We start from the raw sequence: 22,588 nt of genomic DNA, 5'->3' as shown, positions 1-22,588 counted from the left end.
GAGTAGGAGGGCTTTTTCCAGGCAATAAAAAACCGACCCTGAGGTCGGTTTTTCAAGAACGGATCAATCAAGCAGCTTCTTTCAGCGCCTTGATGTGACCATTCAGGCGGCTCTTGTGGCGAGCAGCCTTGTTCTTGTGGATGATCCCTTTGTCGGCCAGACGGTCGATGACAGGAACAGCCAGAGTATAAGCGGCTTGCGCTTTTTCTGCGTCTTTTGCGTCAATGGCTTTGACCACATTCTTGATGTAGGTACGAACCATGGAACGCAGGCTGGCGTTGTGGCTGCGACGCTTCTCAGCCTGTTTTGCACGTTTTTTGGCGGAAGGTGAGTTGGCCACCGTCAAGCTCCTCGAAAGACTTTATGAATTAGCTTACAAACAAGGCCGCGAATCATGCCGATGAGTGGAAGTGTTGTCAAGGGGAGATGCCAGGTTCCGCTGAGCGGTCGTGGCATAACGCCGGTGCTTCACTTCCCCGGTGCGACCTGTAAACTCGCGCACTTTGGCTTCGGGCCCGTTTGGGGCGCGGAGTATTGCATGCATGAGTCGTTAGGTCGAGGCGCGTAACTTTTTCAATGAACCTGCTCAAGTCACTGGCTGCTGTCAGCTCCATCACCATGGTGTCACGAATCCTGGGATTCGTGCGCGATACCATCATCGCCCGGGCCTTTGGCGCCGGCATGGCGACCGACGCCTTCTTCATCGCCTTCAAGCTGCCCAACCTGCTGCGGCGCATCTTTGCCGAGGGGGCGTTCTCCCAGGCATTCGTGCCGATCCTGGCCGAGTACAAGCAACAGCAGGGCGAGGAAGCGACCCGTACCTTCGTGGCCTATGTCTCGGGCTTGCTGACCCTGGCCCTGGCGCTGATCACCCTGCTGGGCGTGGTCTTTGCGCCCTGGATCATCTGGGCCACGGCGCCGGGTTTTGCCGATACCCCGGAAAAATTCGCGCTGACCAGTGATCTGTTGCGGGTGACCTTTCCTTATATATTGCTGATTTCCCTGTCGTCGCTGGCCGGTGCGATCCTCAATACCTGGAACCGCTTTGCCGTGCCGGCCTTCGTGCCGACCCTGCTCAACGTCAGCATGATCGGCTTTTCGCTGTTCCTGATTCCGTACTTCGACCCGCCCATCATGGCGCTGGGCTGGGCGGTGCTGGTCGGCGGGCTGCTGCAACTGCTTTACCAGCTGCCGCACCTGAAAAAGATCGGCATGCTGGTGCTGCCGCGCCTGAACCTGCGCGATTCGGGCGTATGGCGGGTGATGCGGCAGATGCTGCCGGCCATTCTCGGTGTGTCGGTCAGCCAGATTTCGCTGATCATCAACACCATCTTCGCCTCGTTCCTGGTGGCGGGCTCGGTGTCGTGGATGTACTACGCCGACCGCCTGATGGAGTTGCCGTCCGGCGTGCTGGGCGTGGCGCTGGGCACCATCCTGCTGCCGACCCTGGCCAGGACCTACGCCGACAAGGACCGCCAGGAGTACTCGCGCATCCTCGACTGGGGCCTGCGCCTGTGTTTCGTACTGGTGCTGCCGTGCACCCTGGCGCTGGGCCTGCTGGCCGAGCCGTTGACCGTGTCGCTGTTCCAGTACGGCCGGTTCGACGCCCATGATGCGGCCATGACCCAGCAGGCGCTGGTGGCCTACTCGGTCGGCTTGCTGGGCCTGATCCTGATCAAGGTGCTGGCGCCGGGCTTCTATGCCCAGCAGAACATCCGCACGCCGGTAAAGATCGCGGTCTTCACCCTGGTCGTCACGCAATTGCTCAACCTGGCCTTTATCGGACCGTTGCAGCATGCGGGCCTGGCCCTGGCGATCAGTGTCGGGGCGATCATCAACGCTGGCCTGCTGTTCTGGCAGTTGCGCCGCCAGGACCTGTTCCAGCCGCAGCCGGGCTGGGCGAAGTTCCTGTTCAAGCTATGCCTGGCCGCCGGGGTGATGTCGGCCGGGCTGCTGGGCCTGATGCATTTCATGCCGGCCTGGGACCAGGGCGGTATGCTGGAGCGCTTCGTGCGTCTGGGCGGGCTGGTGGTGGCCGGAGTGGTGATTTACTTTGCCATGCTGCTGTTGCTGGGCTTTCGCCTCAAGGATTTCGCCCGCAAGGCGATCAGCCTGTAGGAGCGCGCTTGCCCGCGACCGAGTGCGTTAGCGCTCGCAAAAATTGTATAGACGCTGAAAATTTACGACTGCTAACGCAGCCGGTCGCGGGCAAGCGCGCTCCTACTGATCGTCATTACCTGTCGTCCGTGCGTTTGTCTGGGTATAATCGGCCACTTTATGAGCAAGAAGCGCGTTATGCAGCTGGTTAGAGGCCTCCACAATCTGCGCCCCCAGCACCGGGGCTGCGTCGCCACGATTGGCAACTTCGACGGGGTTCACCGCGGCCACCAGGCCATCCTGGCGCGTCTGCGTGAGCGGGCGGTCGAACTGGGCGTGCCCAGCTGCGTGGTGATCTTCGAGCCGCAGCCGCGTGAATTCTTCGCCCCCGAGACAGCGCCTGCGCGTCTGGCACGCCTGCGCGACAAGATCGAGCTGCTGCGCGCCGAGGGCGTCGACCGGGTACTGTGCCTGTCGTTCAACCAGCGCCTGAGCCGGCTTGATGCCGCCGCCTTCGTCGACACCATCCTGATCGACGGCCTGGGTGTGAAGCACCTGGAGGTCGGCGACGATTTCCGCTTTGGCTACGACCGCAAGGGCGACTTCGACTTTCTGCAACAGGTCGGTGCTGCCCACGGCTTTACCGTCGAGGCGGCGCAGACCGTCGAGATAGACGGCGTGCGCGTCAGCAGTACCAAGGTGCGCAAGGCCCTGGCTGGCTCGGACTTCGTCCTGGCCGAGCGCTTGCTCGGTCGCCCGTTCGCGATTGCCGGGCGGGTTTTGCATGGCCAGAAGCTGGCCCGCCAACTGGGGACCCCCACCGCCAATGTGCAGCTCAAGCGCCGCCGCGTGCCCTTGAGCGGGGTCTATCTGGTCAGCATACACATTGATGGCCAGACATGGGCGGGGGTGGCCAATATCGGCGTGCGCCCGACCGTGGCCGGTGATGGCAGCGCCCACCTCGAGGTGCACCTTCTGGATTTTGCCGGTGATCTCTATGGCCGGCGTTTGACGGTGGTCTTCCACCACAAGCTGCGCGATGAGCAGCGTTTCGCCTCGCTCGAGGCGCTCAAGACGGCGATCAATGCGGACGTCGCCGCCGCCCGTGCCCACTGGCATGGCCAACCGCTAACCAAGAGCCTGAAATGACCGACTACAAAGCCACGCTTAATCTTCCGGACACCGCCTTCCCGATGAAGGCCGGCCTGCCCCAGCGCGAGCCGCAGACCCTGCAGCGCTGGGACAGCATTGGCCTGTACCAGAAGCTGCGTGAAATTGGCAAGGACCGTCCCAAGTTCGTCCTGCACGACGGCCCGCCCTATGCCAATGGCAAGATTCACATCGGTCACGCACTGAACAAGATCCTCAAGGACATGATCGTGCGCTCCAAGACCCTGGCCGGCTTCGACGCCCCGTACGTGCCGGGCTGGGATTGCCACGGCCTGCCGATCGAGCACAAGGTCGAAGTCACCCACGGCAAGAACCTGTCCGCCGACAAGACCCGCGAGCTGTGCCGTGCCTACGCTGCCGAGCAGATCGAGGGCCAGAAGGCCGAGTTCATCCGCCTGGGCGTGCTGGGCGACTGGGACAACCCGTACCTGACCATGAACTTTGCCAACGAGGCCGGTGAAGTCCGTGCCCTGGCCGAGATGGTCAAGGGCGGTTTCGTGTTCAAGGGCCTCAAGCCGGTCAACTGGTGCTTCGATTGCGGTTCGGCCCTGGCCGAAGCAGAAGTCGAATACCAGGACAAGAAATCCTCGACCATCGACGTGGCCTTCCCGGTTGCCGATGACGCGAAGCTGGCCGCCGCCTTTGGCCTGGAAGCGTTGCCCAAGCCGGCCGCCATCGTGATCTGGACCACCACCCCGTGGACCATCCCGGCCAACCAGGCGCTGAACGTGCACCCCGAGTTCACCTACGCGCTGGTCGATGTCGGTGACCGCTTGCTGATCCTGGCCGAAGAGCTGGTCGCCTCGTGCCTGGCGCGCTACACGCTCGAAGGTTCGGTGATCGCTACCGCCACCGGCAAGGCGCTGGAACTGATCAACTTCCGTCACCCGTTCTACGACCGCCTGTCGCCGCTGTACGTGGCCGACTACGTCGAGCTGGGGGCCGGCACCGGTGTTGTCCACAGCGCCCCGGCCTATGGCCTGGACGACTTCAACATCTGCAAGCAGTACGGCATGAGCAACGATGACATCCTCAGCCCCGTGCAGAGCAACGGCGTGTACGTCGAGTCGCTGGAGTTCTTTGGCGGCCAGTTCATCTTCAAGGCCAACCAGAACATCATCGACAAGCTGGCCGAAGTGGGCAGCCTGCTGCACACCGAAACCATCAGCCACAGCTACATGCACTGCTGGCGCCACAAGTCGCCCTTGATCTACCGTGCCACCGCGCAGTGGTTCGTCGGCATGGACAAGCCGCCGGCCGCCGGCGACACCCTGCGCAACCGTGCCCTCAAGGCAATCGAAGAGACCAGATTCGTGCCGGCCTGGGGCCAGGCACGCCTGCATTCGATGATCGCCAACCGCCCGGACTGGTGCATCTCGCGCCAGCGCAACTGGGGCGTGCCGATCCCGTTCTTCCTGCACAAGGAAAGCGGCGAGCTGCACCCACGCACCGTCGAGCTGATGGAAGAAGTCGCCCAGCGCATTGAAAAAGCAGGCATCGAGGCCTGGTTCAAGCTGGATGCGGCCGAACTGCTCGGTGACGAAGCGGCCCAGTACGACAAGATCAGCGACACCCTGGACGTCTGGTTCGACTCCGGCACCACGCACTGGCACGTCTTGCGCGGCTCGCACGACATCGGCCACGACAGCGGCTCGCGTGCCGACCTGTACCTGGAAGGCTCCGACCAGCACCGCGGCTGGTTCCACTCCTCGTTGCTGACCGGTTGCGCCATCGACAACCATGCCCCTTACCGCGAACTGCTGACCCACGGCTTCACCGTCGATGAAAAGGGTCACAAGATGTCGAAGTCGCTGGGTAACACCATCGAGCCACAGAAGGTCAACGACACGCTGGGCGCCGACATCATGCGCCTGTGGGTCTCGGCCACCGACTACTCCGGCGAAATGGCGGTCTCCGACCAGATCCTGCAGCGCAGCGCCGACGCCTACCGGCGGATCCGCAATACCGCCCGCTTCCTGCTGTCGAACCTGACCGGTTTCAACCCGGCCACCGACCTGCTGCCGGCCGAGGAAATGCTGGCGCTGGACCGCTGGGCCGTGGACCGCACCCTGCTGCTGCAGCGCGAGCTGGAAGAGCACTACAGCGAATACCGTTTCTGGAACGTTTACTCGAAGATCCACAACTTCTGCGTGCAGGAGCTGGGCGGCTTCTACCTGGACATCATCAAGGACCGTCAGTACACCACCGGTGCCAACAGCACCGCACGGCGTTCCTGCCAGACCGCGCTGTTCCACATCAGCGAGGCGCTGGTGCGCTGGATCGCGCCGATCCTGGCGTTCACCGCCGACGAGCTGTGGCAGTTCTTGCCGGGCGAGCGCAACGAATCGGTGATGCTCAACACCTGGTACCAGGGCCTGAGCGAGCTGCCGGAAGGCTTCGAGCTGGACCGTGCCTACTGGGAGCGGGTCATGGCGGTGAAGACGGCCGTGAACAAGGAAATGGAAAACCTGCGCGCGGCCAAGGCCATTGGCGGCAACCTGCAGGCCGAAGTGACCCTGTACGCCGAAGACGCGCTGGTCGCCGACCTGAACAAACTGGGTAACGAGCTGCGCTTCGTGCTGATCACCTCCACGGCCACTGTGGCGCCGCTGCTGTCGGCCCCGGCCGATGCGGTGGTCACCGAGGTGGCGGGCCTCAAGCTCAAGGTGGTCAAGTCGGCCCACGCCAAGTGCGCCCGTTGCTGGCATCATCGCGAAGACGTGGGCAGCCACGCCGACCATCCGCTGATCTGCAACCGCTGTGCGGACAACATCAGCGGCGCCGGCGAGGTGCGTCACTATGCGTGATAACAGCCTGTCGGCACCCGGTGGCCGTTTCGGCCGCCTGGGCTGGTTGTGGTTGACGCTGCTGGTCCTGGTCATTGACCAGGCCAGCAAGTACTACTTCGAGCACTCGCTGAACCTGTACCAGCAGATCATCGTCATTCCGGACTACTTCAGCTGGACCCTGGCCTACAACACCGGCGCCGCCTTCAGCTTCCTGGCGGACGGCGCCGGCTGGCAGCGCTGGCTGTTCGCCCTGATCGCCATCGTGGTCAGTGGCGTGCTGGTGGTCTGGCTCAAGCGTCTTGGGCGTGACGACACCTGGCTGGCGATTGCGCTGGCCCTGGTGCTGGGCGGGGCGCTTGGCAACCTGTACGACCGCGTCGTGCTGGGCCATGTGATCGATTTCATCCTGGTGCACTGGCAGAACCGCTGGTACTTCCCGGCGTTCAACGTGGCCGACAGCGCCATCAGCGTCGGCGCGGTGATGCTGGCGCTGGACATGTTCAAGAGCAAGAAAACCGGAGAGGCCGTTCATGACTGAATATTCGGCAAGCGAACAGCGCATTGGCCAGAACACTCAGGTCACCCTGCACTTTGCCCTGCGCCTGGAAAACGGCGACACCGTAGACAGCACCTTCGACAAGTCGCCGGCGACCTTCAAGGTCGGCGACGGCAACCTGTTGCCGGGCTTTGAGATGGCGATCTTCGGCTTCAAGGCCGGCGATCACCGCAGCGTGCAGATCCTGCCGGAAAACGCCTTTGGTCAGCCCAACCCGCAAAACGTGCAGATCATGCCACGCTCGCAGTTCGAAGGGATGGAGCTGTCCGAGGGCCTGTTGGTGATCTTCAACGATGCCGCGAACACCGAATTGCCCGGTGTGGTCAAAGCGTTCGACGATCAACAGGTGACCATCGACTTCAACCACCCGCTGGCCGGCAAGACGCTGGAATTCGAAGTGCAAATCTTCGACGTGACGGCATTGAACGCCTGACCCGCCGCTGGCCTGACGTAGGAGCGCGCTCTGCCCGCGACCGGCTGCGTTAGCAGTCGTAAATTTGCGGCGTTTCGCAGATTTCAGGCCGTAAATTTGCGGCGTTTCATCAATTTTGCGAGCGCTGCGCACTCGGTCGCGGGCAAGCGCGCTCCTACACCGGTGATCAGCCCCACAATACGAGGCACAGCATGCACATCAAACTCGCCAACCCCCGCGGCTTCTGCGCCGGTGTGGACCGTGCGATCGAAATCGTCAATCGTGCCCTGGAAGTGTTCGGCCCGCCGATTTACGTGCGTCATGAAGTGGTTCACAACAAATTCGTCGTCGAAGACCTGCGCTCGCGTGGCGCGATCTTCGTCGAGGAGCTTGATCAGGTGCCGGACGACGTCATCGTCATCTTCAGTGCCCACGGCGTCTCCCAGGCGGTGCGCAACGAGGCGGCCGGGCGCGGCCTGAAAGTCTTCGACGCCACCTGTCCGCTGGTGACCAAGGTGCACATCGAGGTGGCCAAGTACAGCCGCGACGGGCGCGAATGCATCCTGATCGGCCACGAAGGCCACCCGGAAGTCGAAGGCACCATGGGCCAGTACGACGCCAGCAATGGCGGCTCGATCTACCTGGTCGAGGACGAAGAGGACGTTGCCAACCTGCAGGTGCGCGACCCCGAGCGCCTGGCCTTCGTGACCCAGACCACGCTGTCGATGGACGACACCAGCCGCGTCATCGACGCGCTGCGCACGCGCTTCCCGGCCATTGGCGGACCGCGCAAGGACGATATCTGCTACGCCACGCAAAACCGCCAGGATGCGGTCAAGCAACTGGCCGACGACTGCGAAGTGGTGCTGGTGGTGGGCAGCCCCAACAGCTCCAACTCCAATCGCCTGCGTGAACTGGCCGAGCGCATGGCCACGCCGGCCTACCTCATCGACGGCGCCCAAGACCTGCAACGCAGCTGGTTCGACGGCGTGACCCGCATCGGCATCACCGCCGGCGCCTCGGCTCCCGAAGTGCTGGTGCGTGGCGTGATCGAGCAGTTGCATGCCTGGGGCGCGACCGGCGCCGAAGAGCTGATTGGTCGCCCGGAAAACGTCACATTCTCGATGCCCAAGGAACTGCGCGTCAAGTCGCTGACCTGAGGTGCGCCTGAGGCGTCAACCGCAGTAGGCCTGACTGGCCTGCTGCTCGATGACCCGCACCTGCCCGGTCACGGCCACCACCACCTGGTAGTGGCTGGCCGGGCGGTCGTTCAGGCACACGAACAAGGTGCCGTTGCCCGCCCCGAGCAGGCCGCCCAACCCACCGAAACTGAGCTTTTGCGCAACCTTGCTGTTGCCGACGATGCGTACCTGGCCGCTCAGCATGCGCTCGACCAGCAACGCGTCGTTCGGGGCGATGCCCTTTTGTTCGACGACGATGCGCCAGCCCTGGCTCCAGTCCTCATCGATTGCCTGGATACTGACCGCCTGGTGGCGGGTAATGGCCGCGACCCTGGCCGAGCGGATGCCGCTGGCCAGCTCCCGCGCCGCCGCCAGGCGCTGCTGGGCCTGTAGCATCTGGCTCAGCTGCGGTACAGCCGCCTGGGTCAGAATCGCCACCACGGCCATGCCGACCATCAGCTCTACCAGCGTAAAACCGCGCTCTTTCATCAGTTCTCCCTCCCTGGAAGTACATTTCCTACACTCGTCATGGCCAAAGGACCGTATATCCCTCTAGAGTGGTCCCATGTTGCAGCGGCTTTATAGTCGTTACGGGTGCCTCTAAAAACGTAGGCGAGGCAGTCAGCGCAAGGCAAAAACAGGCGAAAAAGCGGAGTTTACAGATTGTAAATGAGCATTTTGAGCCTGTTTTTAACGCAGCGATGACAACGCAGGTAGTTTTTAGAGGTGCTCTTACGTCAAGGAGACACCCAATGCGCGATGCAACCAAGGGGTTCAGCCTCGTCGAACTGTTAATCACTGTGTCGATCGTGGGCATACTGGCCGCCGTTGCCATGCCCAGTTTTACCCAGACAATGCAGGGCAATCGGGCTGATGCCGAGGTGGGTGACCTGCAACATGCGCTTAACTATGCGCGGTTGGAAGCGATCAACCGCGGGGTGACCATGCGTATTGCACCTGTCACGGCAGGCGACTGGACTTCAGGGTTGCTGGTCATTCGCGCCAGCGAGGCGTCAGTCACCAGCCCCACGGTCTTGCGCAAGGTAGAGGCCCTGTCTGGCGGTGCCACGCTGGGCACCGGCAATGTGGCGGCCCTCGAATTCAATAACCTGGGTGGCCTGTCGACGCCTGGCGCCAACGTGACCATGACCTACACGCGCGGCACGATCACCAAGACGCTGGGGATTTGCCTGACTGGACGAATCTTGAATGGAAGCTGCCCATGAATCGCACCCCCCGATGTACCCAGGCCGGCATGACGCTGATCGAGGTGCTGGTCTCGCTGCTGGTCCTGGCCATCGGCCTGCTGGGGGCGGCGGCCATCCAGATCAATGCCCTGAAATACACCGACAGCTCGGCCATGGCCAGCCAGGCCAGCTTTATTGCCTATGACATGCTCGACCGCATACGTGCCAATGTGGATGGTAATGCCACTGAAAATGGGGCGGCCAATGTGCTGGCGACCTATGCGCTGGCCAGCCTGAGCGCTGCCCCCACGTCCGGCACCAGTGCGCGGGACCAGGACCTGATGGATTTCAAGAGGAATATCGAGGCCTTTGCCGGCACCACCGCCGGGGCCAACAGCAGGATCTTGATCGACAGACCGGTGGTGACCATTACCATTGTCTGGGACGAAACCCGCGCTGACAGTGCCGCCGCGCTTGCCGCCGGGCAGGCACCGGCCACCACTAATCAGGGCTCCTTTGTGCTCAGTTCACGGGTCGGGGTGAACCCATGAGGCGGACCAGCCAGGGCTTCGGCCTGGTCGAGATCATGGTCGCGCTGGTGCTGGGGCTGGTGGTCAGCCTGGGCGTCATCCAGATATTCACCTCGTCGCGGGCCACCTTCCTGAGTCAGAACGCCGCCGCGCGCATGCAGGAAGATGCCCGCTTCGTGCTGAGCAAGATGATTCAGGAATTGCGCATGACCGACATGTACGGCTGCCAGGATTTTGCCCGTCCGGCAGAACTGAATGAAGCAATACTGTGGAATAACACCACCAACACCCTGACGCTGATCACCGCCGATATTGGTACTGCCGGCACCGCGCCCACCTGGACGATCCTGTCGGATTGCCAGACCGGTGCCCAGCTCTACTCAGGCGCACGCGCACCTGCAGCCGGGCAGACGGCCTTCCCGTTGCGTCAACTGGTGTACAGCTACAGCAACCGCACTTTGTCCCTCAATGGGCAGCCCTTGCTGCAGAACGTCGAGACATTCGACGTATTTTTCGGCGTTACCGGCAATCCGATGAGCTATACCAATGTCATCACCGCAGCTAACGCCTCGAAGATCCGCAGTGTGCGCCTTAACCTTGTGCTGAGGGACCCCGAGGGCCGCGCCGAGGATCAGCCCTATTCCGTAGTCGCGTACCTGCGCAATCGTTTTTGAAGAGGCCGGATGCAATGAAGAATTTGCCGTTGCGTACCGTGCCCACCTTTGCCGCCCGCCAGCGCGGCATGGTGCTGCTGGTCAGCCTGGTATTTCTGCTGCTGTTGACGATGCTGGGCATCTCCTCGATGCAGAACGCCACGTTGCAGGAAAAAATGGCCGGCAGTGTCGGCCAGCGTAATAAATCTTTTCAGGCCGCCGAAGCGGTCTTGCGCCGGGGCGAGTCGACCATTGTCAGTGGCTTCAACCTGGCCCAATGCACCGGGACCGTTGCGTGCGCACCGCCTGCCGAGTCGACCAGCGTGACAGGGCCAGGCGTCAATGCCACGTCGGGAGTGAACTGGATCAGAGTCGATGAGGGGCTGTACGGCATTCAGAAGCTGGGCACCACGAACACGCCGATCAAACGGCCGGCCACGTGTCCTGGCTCGGGGGTGGTCACGATGTACCGGGTGACGGCGGTGGCCATCAATGGAAACTCGCGCACGGTCCTGGAGAGCATCTATGCCAATTGCTAGGGCGCTGCGCCATGGCTTGAAACTCGGTTGCGGTGCACTGCTGGCCTTGTACCTGGCGGCGCCGGCCTACGCCTTCAACCCCTCGCAGGTGCCGCTGCTCAGCTCGTCTGCGGTCACGCCCAACGTCATGCTGCAAGTGGATAACTCCGGCAGTATGGACACTATCCTGACCGCGCCGGGGTATAACCCTGCGACCAACTGGGGGCCGGTCTCCAAGGCCAATTACAACTGCTTTCTGTTCCTGTGCAGTTATTCGGCCGAGCCGATCAGCAATGGCACGGCCGACTATGTATTTCTCGCCAGCCTGAGCCGGGGCAACTGCAACAACGGCTCGTATGCCTTCTATCGCAACGCCTCATTGCTGAATTCGACTGTCGTCTGCGTGGCGCTGGCCGACCCGGCCGGTTCCGGCGACACCCGCTACCCGATCAACTACCTGGCCTACCTGATGGCCGAGCTCAATGCCGGACGCAGTGTCTCGGGCATCCCGACCCAGAGCCGCCTGACCACGGCCATCTCCGTGGCGCTGAACCTGGTGCAGAACAACCGCGCCCTGCGCATCGGGCTGGCCGGCTACAATCCACCCATCAGCGGTGATCCAGGTCCGGGCGGCAAGATCATCCAGCCGATTGCCGACCTGTCGCCAATGGCCGCCACGACCTACCAGAGCGCCATCAGCCAGCAGACGGCCGATGCCAACTACACTAGCCTGCGCACGGCCATCTCCGGCATCAAGGCCGAGGCCAACACACCACTGGCCGAGACCTACTACCAGGTGACCCGCTACATGCGCGGCCTGGCGCCATCGCCGGCCTACACCGGCTCGCCAACGACCTTCACCAGCCCGATCCAGTACCGCTGCCAGAAAAACTACGGCGTGGTGATCACCGACGGCCTGCCCACCTATGACCGCACCTTTCCCACCAATGACCCGGACGACCCAAGCCGCTTGCTGCCCAATTGGGACGGGAAGCCTAACGATGGTCCCAATCTTGCGGGGGACGGGGAGGGTGACACCCTGTACCTCGATGACATCGCCAAGTTCGCCTACGACATCGACATGCGCAAGAACTCGCGCACCCCTGCCGGCGACCTGACCGGCAAGAGCTGGGACATCGCGGGTTTTCCGACGCAGAACATGAACACCTATGCCATCGGCTTTACCCTGGATAACCAGATGCTGATCGATGCGGCCAACAGCGATCATGGCCGTGGCCTGTACTTTCAGGCCAATGACAGTGCCGGGCTGAATACGGCGCTGAACCTGGCACTGAGTGATATCTATGCCAAGGCCAGCTCCGGTGGCGGTGGTGCCGCCAACACCTCGACCCTGCAAGGCGACAGCCGCTTTTACCAGACGCTGTATGACCCGGTTGACTGGCGCGGCACTGTCCGCGCCTTCAGCCTCAATCCCAGCACCGGTGCCGTCGGCAGCGTCGCCTGGACGACGGACACGACCATTACCAGCACCACCGCGGCGCCGACCTTCGAGTCCTGGAGCACCGGCGCGACACCGGCCCGTATCAGCCTGGACTACAACAACTTTGCCCCGGCCCAGCAGACGGTACTCAACACCAGCCTGCCCACCGGAGTGACCGGCGCGAACCTGATCAACTGGACCAAGGGCACGGCCAATGCCAGCCTGCGGACCCGGACCCGCCTGCTGGGTGACATTATCAACTCACCATTGATTGCGGCCATGGGCAGCGACAAGACCGCCACCGACCTTGTGGGTGATGCGACCTACAACAGTTACCTGAATACCAAGGCCAGCAGCATGACCAGCAGCCTGCTGGTCAACGCCAACGATGGCTTCTTCAATGTGCTTGCCCTCGGCGACGGCACACGTCGTTACGCGTATATGCCGTCCACCGCCTTGTCCTCCTTGTCGACGATCGCGTCGACCAACTATGGCCTGGGCGTGCACAAGTTCACCGTCGACGGCCAGATTGCCGTGTTCGATACCCAGGCTGGCTCCGGTACGGCCTGGCGAACGGTGGCTTATGGTGGCACCGGCGCAGGCGGTAAGGGCTTCTTCGCCATCAAGCTGTTCGAGGGCACCAGCAATACCATCAGTGCACTGTGGGAGGTCAAGGCGCCCGACACGTCCGACACCAACAACCGGTTCAATAACCTGGGCTACACCTATTCCAGGCCCGAAGTGGCGCGCATGGCCGATGGCACCGGCATCATGGTCGTGGGCAATGGCTATGGCAGCTTCACCGGCCGCGCTTCGCTGTACGTGATCAACGCCAACACCGGGGCCTTTATCACTGAAATCCAGATACCGGTCGTGGTCAGTGGCGAAACCGATAACGGCCTGTCGTCGGTCAGGCTGTTGGTCAATGCGCAGAATGTAGTGCAAGCCGCCTACGCCGGCGACCTCAAGGGACGGATGTGGAAATTCGACCTCAGCTCGGCCGCCGCCAGCAGCTGGCGCCTGGCCTTCAATGGGCTGCCGCTGTTCACCGCGCCGCGCGGCGATGCCCAGCCGATCACGGTTCAACCGCTGATGCTCGACCACCCGCAGAACGGCAAGATTATCTATTTCGGCACCGGCAAGTTCAGCGAGACCGCTGACAAGCAAACCACCGCCCAACAAGCGTTCTATGCCATCTGGGATGCCAGCGCGGGCACGGGCAACATTGTCGAGAGCAATCTGCAGGTGCAGAACATCAGCGGTTCGGTCACCGGCAGCAATGCAACCTACTTCACCTCCACCACCAATACGGTGGACTGGACGTCGCGCAAGGGCTGGTACATGCCACTGGCCACCGCCGCGCCTTATCTGGGCGAGCGGATCATTTACCCGGCGCAGAACACGCGGGGCCGGATCATTTTCACCACCGCGGCGGTCAACTCGACCGATCCTTGTGAGAGCACCGGCACCGGCCGCCTGTTCGAGCTGGATGCGGCCAATGGGGCGATGCTCAGTTATCCGGTGCTCGACACCAATGGCGATGAACGCTTGAACGGCCTGGACGGACTGGTGGCCGGCAAGGGGTTTGGTGGCGGTATTCCGGTACTGGCGGCATACATTGCCGGCAGTGGTGGCGTCAATGACAACCGCTACGTGATTGTCGGTACGAATACCGAGAGGCTGATCGAGCCGCCAGGGCCTGCCAATACCTATCAACGCATCATGTGGCGACAGATCCAATAGCCAGGAGCACGCATGCCTATCAAAAACCGTGGTTTTACCTTGATCGAACTCATGATTGTGGTGGCGATTGTCGGTATTCTGGCCGCCATCGCCTACCCCAGCTACACCGAGTACGTGAAGCGCACGCACCGGGCGGCAATTGCCAGCCTGCTGAGTGAGCAGGCGCAGGTGCTGGAGCGCTGGTATTCGAGAAACGGGGCCTACAACACCCCGGCGCCGGGGCCGTCCATTTCAGGGGGGAATGATCAGTACGGCATTGTCGCGGTGCTCAATGCCCAGGATTTCAGCCTGGCCGCCACCGGCAGGGGGGTAATGCTGAACGACAAGTGCGGTGTGTTTACCCTGACCAATACCGGCGCCCGCACTAACCCCGGGGCCACCGGCATGACGCCCAAGGAATGCTGGAGCCGCTGATTTTTCGATTCGACCTGAGACCAAGATGCCCAAGCAACCCGTAGTGATCATCGGCGGCGGCGTGATCGGCCTGCTGACCGCCTGGAACCTGGCCCGCGAAGGGCAATCTGTCATGCTGCTGGAGCGTGCCGAGCTGGGGCGCGAATCGTCCTGGGCCGGGGGCGGTATCGTTTCGCCACTGTACCCGTGGCGCTACAGCGCGGCGGTTACCGCGCTGGCGCACTGGTCGCAGGATTTTTATCCACAGCTGGGCGAGCGCCTGCATGCGCAGACCGGGCTGGACCCGCAAGTGCACACCACTGGCCTGTACTGGCTCGACCTGGACGATGAAGAGCAGGCGCTGGCCTGGGCGGTGCGTGAGCAGCGGCCGCTGAGCCGGGTCGATGTGTCGGCGGTGCACGACGCAGTGCCGGCGCTGGGCCCTGGCTATACACGGGCCATCTACATGAGTGACGTGGCCAATGTACGCAACCCGCGGCTGGTCAAATCCCTCAAGGCTGCCTTGCAGGCCATGCCGGGCGTGGAGATTCGCGAGCAGTGCCAGGTCACCGGGCTGGTGCACGCACACGGCAAGGTCCTGGGTGTGGCCACGGCCCAAGGGGTTATCCACAGCGAGCGGGTGGTGCTGGCCGCCGGGGCCTGGAGCGGCGAGTTGCTCAAGCCCTTGGGCGTCGAGTTGCCGGTGGCGCCGGTCAAGGGCCAGATGATCCTGTTCAAGTGCGCGGCGGACTTTTTGCCGAGCATGGTGCTGGCCAAGGGGCGTTACGCGATTCCGCGCCGTGACGGGCATATTCTGGTGGGCAGCACGCTGGAATACGAAGGCTTCGACAAGACCCCGACCGAGGTGGCACAGGCCAGCCTCAGAGCCTCGGCCATCGACCTGCTGCCGGCGCTGGCCGACGCGGACATCGTCGGCCACTGGGCCGGACTGCGGCCGGGTTCGCCAGAGGGCATTCCGTTTATCGGCGAGCTGCCGGGCTTCGCCGGGCTGTGGCTCAACTGCGGGCATTTCCGCAACGGCCTGGTGCTGGCGCCGGCGTCGTGCCAGTTGCTGAGTGACCTGCTGCTGGGGCGTGAGCCGATCATCGACCCGGCACCGTACACGCCGGCCGGCCGCATATAGGCACTTGGTACCGCTCTCATTAAAAAACAAAATAACTTATTGATTTTATTGACTATAAAATTCACACCTGTAGGAGCGCGCTTGCCCGCGACCGAGTGCGAAGCGCTCGCAAAATCTGCGAAACGCCACAAATTTACGATTGCTAACCCATCAGCGATCTACGAAACGCCACAAATTTACGACTGCTAACGCAGCCGGTCGCGGGCAGAGCGCGCTCCTACAGCGGTGAATTTAATATCAGTAAGTTATTTTTTGATGAGGGCGCAGTGCCCTTGAGCGAGCCGATTGGCATCAATCCAGCCCCAGCTTCTTGAGGCGGTAACGCATCGAACGGAATGACAGGCTCAGGCGCTGGGCGGCGGCGGTGCGGTTCCAGCGGGTTTCTTCAAGGGCCTGGAGGATCAGCTTGCGCTCGATGCTCTCCAGGTAGTCTTCCAGGTTGTCGATGCTTGCCAGGCTGTGCGCGTCACCTTCCTGGGCGGTGGCGCTGTCGGCCAGGCGCAGGTCGGAGGCCAGGATCTGGTCGTTTTCGCACAGGGTATAGGCCCGTTCGAGCATGTTCTCCAGCTCGCGCACATTGCCCGGAAAGCGGTAGTTTTTCAGGGTTTCCTGGGCCTGCGGGTGCAGCCTGGCCAGTGGCTGGCTGTAGTGGCTGGCCAGGCGCTGCAAGACGCTGGTGGCCAGGGTCTCGATGTCTTCGCGGCGCTCGCGCAGCGGCGGGACGCGCAGTTCGATGACATTGAGCCGGTAGTACAAATCCTGGCGAAAGCGCCCGGCACCGACTTCAAGGTTCAGGTCCTTGTGGGTCGCACACAGGATGCGCACGTCCACCACCTGCTCCTGCTGGCCGCCGATGCTGCGCACGGACTTTTCCTGAATGGCACGCAGCAGCTTGACCTGCATGCCCAGTGGCAGGTCGGCCACTTCATCGAGAAACAGCGTACCGCCATTGGCCGCCTGGAACAGGCCGGGCTTGTCTTCATGGGCGCCGGTAAAGCTGCCCTTGCGATGGCCGAAGAATTCGCTCTCCATCAATTCCGACGGAATCGCGCCACAGTTGACCGGCACGAACGGCTTGTCGATGCGCGGGCCCTGCTCGTGGATCAGGCGTGCCACCAATTCCTTGCCGCTGCCCGATTCGCCGCTGATGTAGATCGGCGCCTGGCTGCGCGCCAGCTTGTCGATCTGCTTGCGCAAGGCGCGCATGGGCGGCGAGTCGCCCAGCAGGCGGCTGTCGATACTGCGCTCCGGCGGCGCGCTGCCCGGCAGGCGCAGCGCGGCGCTGACCAGCTCGCGCAGGCGGGTCAGGTCCACCGGCTTGGTCAGGAAGTCGAAGGCCCCGGCCTTGAGCGCGCCAATGGCCAGGTCGACGTTGCCGTGGGCGGTGATCATCGCCACCGGCACCTGCGGGTAATACTGCTGGATATGCTGCACCAGCTCCAGGCCATTGCCGTCGGGCAGGCGCATGTCGGTCAGGCACAGGTCGAACGGTTCGCGCTTGAGCCAGTCCCGCGCCTCGTTGACGCAGCGGGCGCTGCGGGTGTCGAGTTTCATCCGGCCCAGGGTGATTTCCAGCAGCTCGCCAATGGCCGGCTCATCGTCAACGATCAGGATCTTTTGCCGTGGGGTCATGCTCAACTCAACTTGAACGGGTGGGCGAAGGTAATGCGCAGGCAACTGCCGCCACCCTGGCGCACGGAATAGTCCAGGTGTGCCTGGTTGCTTTCGCACAGCTCGCGCGACAGGTACAGGCCAAGCCCGGTGCCTTTGCTTTGCGTGGTGAAAAAGGGCTCGAAAACCTTGCCCAGGTGCTGCTCGGCCACACCGTTGCCGTCGTCCAGCACTTCCAGGGTCGGCAGGTCGCTGACGGGGTGGTGATACAGGCGCAGCCAGACCTGTGATTGCGCGTGCACCTGGCCGCTGTGGCGCAGACCGTTGTCCACCAGGTTGCTGACGATCTGCTGCAGTTGGCCTGCGTCCATGCGCGTGGTCAAAAGGCCGCTGCCGATGTCGCTGTGCAGAGACTGATGAGGGGTGGCGCGGTCATGCCATTCGGCAATGAAGTCCGTCAGCCAGTTGGCCAGGTCCAGCAATTGGGTTTCCGACTCGCGTCGGCGTGACAGTTGCAGCACGTTTTCAATCACGCCATTGATGCGTCGCGACTGGTCATGAATGATCTGCCCCAGGCGGCGGTCAGCGTTGCTCAGTTCTTCGGACTCGTTGAGCAGTTGCACCGCATGGCTGACCGCGCCCAGCGGGTTGCGGATCTCGTGGGCGATGCCGGCGGTCAGGCGTCCCAGGGCAGCGAGCTTGAGCTGCTGGGCCTGGTGCGCGATCTGCGAGAGGTCTTCGAGAAACACCAGGGTCTGGCGCTGGTCGCTGCGGTTGAGGGTGGCGAAACTGGCTTGCAGCACGGGACCGGCCGGTGAGGTCTGGAAACTGTCCGGGGTGCGGACCGGGTTCATGCGCCAGTGGCGCAGGCGTTCGACCAGCGGCGGGCAATAGTCGTCGATCATCTGGCCGAGCAAGTGTTCATGGCCCAGCAGGGTCAAGGCGCTCTGGTTGACCAGTAACACCCGGCGGTTGGCATCGAGCACCACGATGCCGGTGCGCATGCGTTGCAGGATCAGGCCGTTGAGTTCTTCGAGGTTATCCACATCGGCGGCGCGTTGTTCGGCCAGCCCCTCGCTGACCTGCAGGCGTGCGGTCAGGGCCTGCATCAGCAGGGCGGCGGCAAAGCACAGCGCGCCCAGGCTGCCGGCCTGGACATAATCGTTGGAGGTCTTGCTGTTGGTGAGGCTCAGGTAGAAGGTCAGGTAGATGATGCCGATCGCCGACATGGCGGCAATCAGCAGGCCGATGCGCCCGCGCAGCAGGATATTGCTGATCGCGACCGAGGCGATCAGCAGGTTGCCGATGCTGCTGGCCGGCCCGCCACCGGCATAGAACAGCCCCGAGAGCAGCACCACGTCGCTCACCGCCAGGCTGAACATCTGCGCCTTGTGCCGCGGACGTTCCAGCAGCACGATCACCAGGATGTTGAACACCAGGTAGATCCAGCATCCGGCCCGGAACAGGTCCGGGTTGGCCATTTGCAGCAGCTCGGTGTCCAGGTCGGTGGACACCAGCAGCACCAGCATGATGCCAATGGTCAGGCGGTACAGGTGGTAGAGCCGCAGGATCCGTTGCGCAAGCGGGCTGGCGAGCGAGAGTGGCTCAGTGTTCACGCGAGGCGGGGCCCTGGAGCCGGTGTGCCTCGCTGCAAAACCATTGCTGTTCCTGGCTCAAGGCACGGTCGCGAGGAAGGTGAACGCCACAGTGGGCGCAACGCACCATGGGCGCCGGCACCGGTTCTGCCGGGGGCTCGGGCTTGCGGCGCGGCGGGTTGAGCAGGCGCTTGATGAACCAGACGGCCGCCGCAATCAGGACGACCCACAGGAGGAGGCGAATCATGGTTTACCGCTTGAAAATGGAAGATGCGGGCATTGTAGTAGGAAAGGCCGGCCAGCGCTGCGCTTTGGCGCCGCTCCAGGGTGGCATGCCAAGGCAGAGCGCTGTAGGAGCGCGCTTGCCCGCGACCGAGTGCGCAGCGCTCGCAAAATTGATGAAACGCCACAAACTCATAGTGAACGCATTCAGAAATCTGCGAAACGCCACAAATTTACGACTGCTAACGCAGCCGGTCGCGGGCAAGCGCGCTCCTACGGCGGTGAATTTGATAGTCAATAAGTCAGCAGGTTTTTTTGAAGATAGGCGGCTTGTCGGCGGCGACGGCGGCGGTACAGACGTAACATCGCGGCAATGATGCAGATAAAAAAAGAGGCCCGCAGGCCTCTTTTTCAACAACGTACAGCCTTAGTCGAACAGGCCGAACGTGGCGTAGCTGAACCACGAGCGGCTTTTCTTGCCGGCCGCTTTCTGGGCTTCTTCGGCCTGCTCGTCGAGCTCGTCCTGGTTTTCCGGCAGCAGCTCTTTCGGGATGGCCGACTTGGCGTCCTGGTACTGACGCACGATGTCCTGGTTGGCGCGGGTTTCACCCGGTGGCAGCGGAGCGCTGCTGCCGATCATGCCCAGCGTTGCCTTGGACAGAAACGAACGGTTGTCGGCCTCGGGCTCACGCGGGGTGAACTCGCCATCTTCGAGTTGCGGGTGGTTGGGGTAGTTGGCCTTGAGCACTTCCAGGCTGGTGGCCGCCAGGTCGTCCAGGTGCAGGCGCTGGTAAGACTCGACCATCACCGCCAGGCCGTCACCGACCGAAGGGGTTTCCTGGAAGTTTTCCACTACATAACGGCCACGGTTGGCCGCCGCGACATAGGCCTGACGGGTCAGGTAGTAGTCGGCCACGTGGATTTCGTAGGACGCCAGCAGGTTGCGCAGGTAGATCATGCGCTGCTTGGCATCAGGCGAATAACGGCTGTTGGGGTAACGGCTGGTCAACTGGGCGAACTCGTTGAACGAGTCACGCGCCGCGCCCGGGTCGCGCTTGGTCTGGTCCAGCGGCAGGAAGCGCGCCAGCAGGCCCACGTCCTGGTCGAAGGAGGTCAGGCCGCGCATGTAGTAGGCGTAGTCGACGTTGGGGTGCTCAGGGTGCAGGCGAATGAAACGCTCGGCAGCCGACTTGGCCGCTTCCGGTTCACCGTTCTTGTAGTTCGCATAGATCAGCTCGAGCTGGGCCTGGTCGGCGTAGCGGCCGAACGGGTAACGCGATTCCAGTGCCTTGAGCTTCTCGGTGGCGCTGTTATAGCTGTTGTTCCCCAGGTCGTTCTGCGCCTGCTGGTACAGCTCGACTTCGCTGAGGTTCTCGTCAATGACTTCCTTCGACGAGCAGGCCGCAGTGGTTGCGAGGATGGCGATCAGCAGCAGGTGTTTCACTTGCATGGCGGCTTGCGTCCTATAACGGCCTGCTGTCTTGGGCGGGGCCGTCCTGTTATGATGAGCGCCCCGCGAAAACTGTCGGGGCAAAAGACGCCGTATTTAACCACAAGCGCGCTGCCGAAACCAAAGGCTAGCCGCCTTCCAGTCTGGCCATGTCCGAAAATATAGAACTAAGCGCAGAGGTACCGTCCGAATCGGGTGGTCAACGCCTCGATCAAGTCGCCGCCCAATTGTTTGCCGAATACTCGCGTTCGCGCCTTGTCACCTGGATCAAGGACGGCCGTCTGACGGTCGACGGCAACGTCTTGCGTCCGCGCGACCTCGTCTACGGCGGCTCCATTCTGCAATTGACTGCCGAGCAGGAAGCCCAGGGCGAGTGGATCGCCCAGGACATCGCTCTGGACATCGTCTATGAAGACGATCAGATCCTGGTCATCAACAAGCCCGCCGGTCTGGTGGTCCATCCGGCCGCCGGTCATGCCGACGGCACGCTGCTCAATGCCTTGCTGCACCACGTGCCCGACATCGTCAACGTGCCGCGCGCCGGCATCGTGCACCGTCTCGACAAGGACACCACCGGTCTGATGGTGGTGGCCAAGACGCTGCAGGCCCAGACCCAACTGGTCAACCAGCTGCAGGGCCGTACCGTCAGCCGCATCTACGAGTGCATCGTGATCGGCGTGGTCACCGCCGGTGGCAAGATCGACGCCCCGATTGGCCGTCACGGCCAGCAGCGCCAGCGTATGGCGGTGATGGACAACGGCAAGCCGGCGGTCAGTCACTACCGGGTGCTCGACCGTTTCCGCTCCCACACCCATGTGCGGGTCAAGCTGGAAACCGGCCGTACCCACCAGATTCGCGTGCACATGGCGCATATCAACTTCCCGTTGATCGGCGACCCGGCCTACGGTGGACGCTTCCGCATCCCGCCGGCCGCCAGCCAGACCCTGGTCGAGTCGCTCAAGACTTTCCCGCGTCAGGCGCTGCACGCCCGCTTCCTGGAGCTGGATCATCCGGTGACCGGCCAGCGCATGCGCTGGGAATCGCCATTGCCTGAAGACTTCGTCTGGCTGCTGTCGCTGCTCAAGCAGGACCGCGAGGCATTCGTCGGGTGACAAGCGACTGGCTGACGCCCGAGTGGCCGGCACCGGCCTGCGTGCGGGCCTGCGTCACCACGCGGGCCGGCGGTGCCAGCCTGGCCCCGTTCGACCGCTTCAACCTGGGCGACCATGTCCAGGACGACCCTGTGGCCGTGGCCGGCAATCGCCTGCACCTGACCTCGCACCTGAACGTGCAGCCGGCCTGGCTGCGGCAGGTGCATGGTGTGGTCGTGGCACACGCTGATCCGGCCCGGGTCGACGAGGCCGATGCCAGCTGGAGCGACACCCCGGGGGTCGCCTGCACCATCATGACTGCCGATTGCCTGCCGGCCCTGTTCTGCAACCGTGCCGGCACCCGCGTGGCCGCTGCGCATGCCGGCTGGCGCGGCCTGGCCGCCGGTGTCCTGGAAGCCACGGCCGACAGCCTGCAGAGTGCGCCGGACGATGTCCTGGTGTGGCTGGGGCCTGCCATCGGCCAGCCGTCCTTCGAAGTGGGTGACGAAGTGCGTGAAGCCTTCCTGTCGACCCATCCTGAAACAGCCGCTGCTTTCGTACCCAGCATCAATGCCGGGCGCTGCATGGCCGATCTCTACGCCCTGGCGCGCCTGCGCCTGGCCGCGCACGGCATCCAGGCCGTCTACGGCGGCGGTTTCGATACCTTTACCGACGAACGGTTCTTTTCCTACCGCCGTGCCGCACGCACTGGCCGCTTCGCTTCCTTGATCTGGATCAGCCCGGCCTGATCTGTATCAACGGTCTGTCACTTGAAACCGCCAGAATTGTCCGCATCTAACGGGTA

General features: G+C 63.0%; 22 protein-coding genes. 16 read left to right on the top strand and 6 right to left on the bottom strand.

Going from position 1 to position 22,588, the window contains the following annotated elements:
• Positions 1-67: 67 nt before the first annotated feature.
• Positions 68-340: a 30S ribosomal protein S20 gene (gene rpsT, locus DGA31_RS21770; protein ID WP_056841948.1), complete on the bottom strand. Its 273-nt coding sequence runs from the start codon at positions 338-340 to the stop codon at positions 68-70.
• 236 nt (positions 341-576) lie between these two features.
• Between rpsT and murJ the strand changes: the two genes are divergently transcribed.
• The 6 genes from murJ to ispH all read left to right on the top strand — a co-directional run bounded on the left by murJ (position 577) and on the right by ispH (position 8,184).
• Entirely contained in the window at positions 577-2,118 is a 1,542-nt protein-coding gene (gene murJ / locus DGA31_RS21765) for a murein biosynthesis integral membrane protein MurJ (RefSeq protein ID WP_109513942.1), read from the top strand.
• A gap of 177 nt (positions 2,119-2,295) precedes the next feature.
• Entirely contained in the window at positions 2,296-3,246 is a 951-nt protein-coding gene (gene ribF / locus DGA31_RS21760; RefSeq protein ID WP_109513941.1) for a bifunctional riboflavin kinase/FAD synthetase, read from the top strand.
• Positions 3,243-6,074: an isoleucine--tRNA ligase gene (ileS, locus tag DGA31_RS21755; protein WP_109513940.1), complete on the top strand. Its 2,832-nt coding sequence runs from the start codon at positions 3,243-3,245 to the stop codon at positions 6,072-6,074. The genes ribF and ileS overlap by 4 nt, the downstream gene beginning before the upstream one ends.
• On the top strand, positions 6,067-6,594 hold the full coding sequence (gene lspA / locus DGA31_RS21750) for a signal peptidase II (RefSeq protein WP_109513939.1): 528 nt from the start codon (positions 6,067-6,069) through the stop codon (positions 6,592-6,594). The genes ileS and lspA overlap by 8 nt, the downstream gene beginning before the upstream one ends.
• Complete coding sequence (locus DGA31_RS21745; protein WP_056841953.1) at positions 6,587-7,045, top strand: FKBP-type peptidyl-prolyl cis-trans isomerase; 459 nt, start codon at positions 6,587-6,589, stop codon at positions 7,043-7,045. The genes lspA and DGA31_RS21745 overlap by 8 nt, the downstream gene beginning before the upstream one ends.
• A gap of 191 nt (positions 7,046-7,236) precedes the next feature.
• The gene (gene ispH, locus DGA31_RS21740; protein ID WP_056841954.1) at positions 7,237-8,184 is read left to right on the top strand and encodes a 4-hydroxy-3-methylbut-2-enyl diphosphate reductase; all 948 of its coding nucleotides are present in this window, start codon (positions 7,237-7,239) and stop codon (positions 8,182-8,184) included.
• A gap of 15 nt (positions 8,185-8,199) precedes the next feature.
• Here ispH and DGA31_RS21735 read toward each other — a convergent pair whose 3' ends face one another.
• Entirely contained in the window at positions 8,200-8,694 is a 495-nt protein-coding gene (locus DGA31_RS21735; protein WP_109513938.1) for a GspH/FimT family pseudopilin, read from the bottom strand.
• Between the two features lie 263 nt (positions 8,695-8,957).
• Here DGA31_RS21735 and DGA31_RS21725 point away from each other — a divergent pair, with 263 nt between their 5' ends.
• The 7 genes from DGA31_RS21725 to thiO are packed head-to-tail and all read left to right on the top strand — an operon-like array spanning position 8,958 to position 15,814.
• A complete protein-coding gene (locus DGA31_RS21725; RefSeq protein WP_109513937.1) occupies positions 8,958-9,431 on the top strand; it encodes a GspH/FimT family pseudopilin in 474 nt (157 codons plus the stop codon).
• Positions 9,428-9,943 carry a type IV pilus modification protein PilV gene (gene pilV / locus DGA31_RS21720; RefSeq protein ID WP_241509632.1) on the top strand — a complete coding sequence of 172 codons (516 nt, stop codon included), beginning with the start codon at positions 9,428-9,430 and terminating at the stop codon, positions 9,941-9,943. Before DGA31_RS21725 ends, pilV begins: the two co-directional genes overlap by 4 nt.
• The gene (locus DGA31_RS21715) at positions 9,940-10,596 is read left to right on the top strand and encodes a PilW family protein (RefSeq protein WP_109513936.1); all 657 of its coding nucleotides are present in this window, start codon (positions 9,940-9,942) and stop codon (positions 10,594-10,596) included. Before pilV ends, DGA31_RS21715 begins: the two co-directional genes overlap by 4 nt.
• A 14-nt stretch (positions 10,597-10,610) precedes the next feature.
• Positions 10,611-11,114, top strand: coding sequence for a pilus assembly PilX family protein (locus DGA31_RS21710; protein WP_109513935.1), 504 nt, complete (start codon positions 10,611-10,613; stop codon positions 11,112-11,114).
• Positions 11,101-14,277, top strand: coding sequence for a pilus assembly protein (locus DGA31_RS21705; RefSeq protein ID WP_109513934.1), 3,177 nt, complete (start codon positions 11,101-11,103; stop codon positions 14,275-14,277). Before DGA31_RS21710 ends, DGA31_RS21705 begins: the two co-directional genes overlap by 14 nt.
• A gap of 12 nt (positions 14,278-14,289) precedes the next feature.
• Positions 14,290-14,691, top strand: coding sequence for a type IV pilin protein (locus DGA31_RS21700; RefSeq protein WP_109513933.1), 402 nt, complete (start codon positions 14,290-14,292; stop codon positions 14,689-14,691).
• Between the two features lie 25 nt (positions 14,692-14,716).
• The gene (gene thiO / locus DGA31_RS21695) at positions 14,717-15,814 is read left to right on the top strand and encodes a glycine oxidase ThiO (RefSeq protein ID WP_109513932.1); all 1,098 of its coding nucleotides are present in this window, start codon (positions 14,717-14,719) and stop codon (positions 15,812-15,814) included.
• Between the two features lie 291 nt (positions 15,815-16,105).
• Here the strand turns inward: thiO and DGA31_RS21690 are convergent, their stop codons facing one another.
• Genes DGA31_RS21690 through DGA31_RS21680 form a run of 3 tightly spaced genes read right to left on the bottom strand, consistent with a single transcriptional unit; the run spans position 16,106 to position 19,267 of the window.
• Positions 16,106-17,446, bottom strand: a complete 1,341-nt coding sequence (locus tag DGA31_RS21690; protein ID WP_109513931.1) for a sigma-54-dependent transcriptional regulator — start codon at positions 17,444-17,446, stop codon at positions 16,106-16,108.
• Between the two features lie 2 nt (positions 17,447-17,448).
• Positions 17,449-19,041 (bottom strand): two-component system sensor histidine kinase NtrB, encoded by a 1,593-nt coding sequence (locus DGA31_RS21685; RefSeq protein ID WP_241509631.1) that lies wholly within the window; start codon positions 19,039-19,041, stop codon positions 17,449-17,451.
• On the bottom strand, positions 19,031-19,267 hold the full coding sequence (locus DGA31_RS21680; RefSeq protein WP_056841965.1) for a PP0621 family protein: 237 nt from the start codon (positions 19,265-19,267) through the stop codon (positions 19,031-19,033). Before DGA31_RS21680 ends, DGA31_RS21685 begins: the two co-directional genes overlap by 11 nt.
• Between DGA31_RS21680 and DGA31_RS21675 the strand changes: the two genes are divergently transcribed.
• A complete protein-coding gene (locus DGA31_RS21675; protein ID WP_109513930.1) occupies positions 19,266-19,619 on the top strand; it encodes a hypothetical protein in 354 nt (117 codons plus the stop codon). The genes DGA31_RS21680 and DGA31_RS21675 overlap by 2 nt on opposite strands.
• A gap of 50 nt (positions 19,620-19,669) precedes the next feature.
• On the opposite strand, the gene DGA31_RS21670 is transcribed toward DGA31_RS21675, so the two are convergent.
• Positions 19,670-20,692: an outer membrane protein assembly factor BamD gene (locus tag DGA31_RS21670; protein ID WP_056841966.1), complete on the bottom strand. Its 1,023-nt coding sequence runs from the start codon at positions 20,690-20,692 to the stop codon at positions 19,670-19,672.
• 149 nt (positions 20,693-20,841) lie between these two features.
• Here DGA31_RS21670 and rluD point away from each other — a divergent pair, with 149 nt between their 5' ends.
• Together rluD and pgeF are read left to right on the top strand one after the other, a co-directional pair.
• Positions 20,842-21,804 (top strand): 23S rRNA pseudouridine(1911/1915/1917) synthase RluD, encoded by a 963-nt coding sequence (gene rluD / locus DGA31_RS21665; protein ID WP_056841967.1) that lies wholly within the window; start codon positions 20,842-20,844, stop codon positions 21,802-21,804.
• Complete coding sequence (pgeF, locus tag DGA31_RS21660) at positions 21,801-22,532, top strand: peptidoglycan editing factor PgeF (RefSeq protein ID WP_056841968.1); 732 nt, start codon at positions 21,801-21,803, stop codon at positions 22,530-22,532. Before rluD ends, pgeF begins: the two co-directional genes overlap by 4 nt.
• The last annotated feature ends 56 nt before the right edge of the window (positions 22,533-22,588 follow it).

Source organism: Pseudomonas ovata, from assembly GCF_003131185.1.
Taxonomy (GTDB): Bacteria; Pseudomonadota; Gammaproteobacteria; order Pseudomonadales; family Pseudomonadaceae; genus Aquipseudomonas; species Aquipseudomonas ovata.
This window is presented reverse-complemented; position numbering and strand designations above follow the sequence as displayed.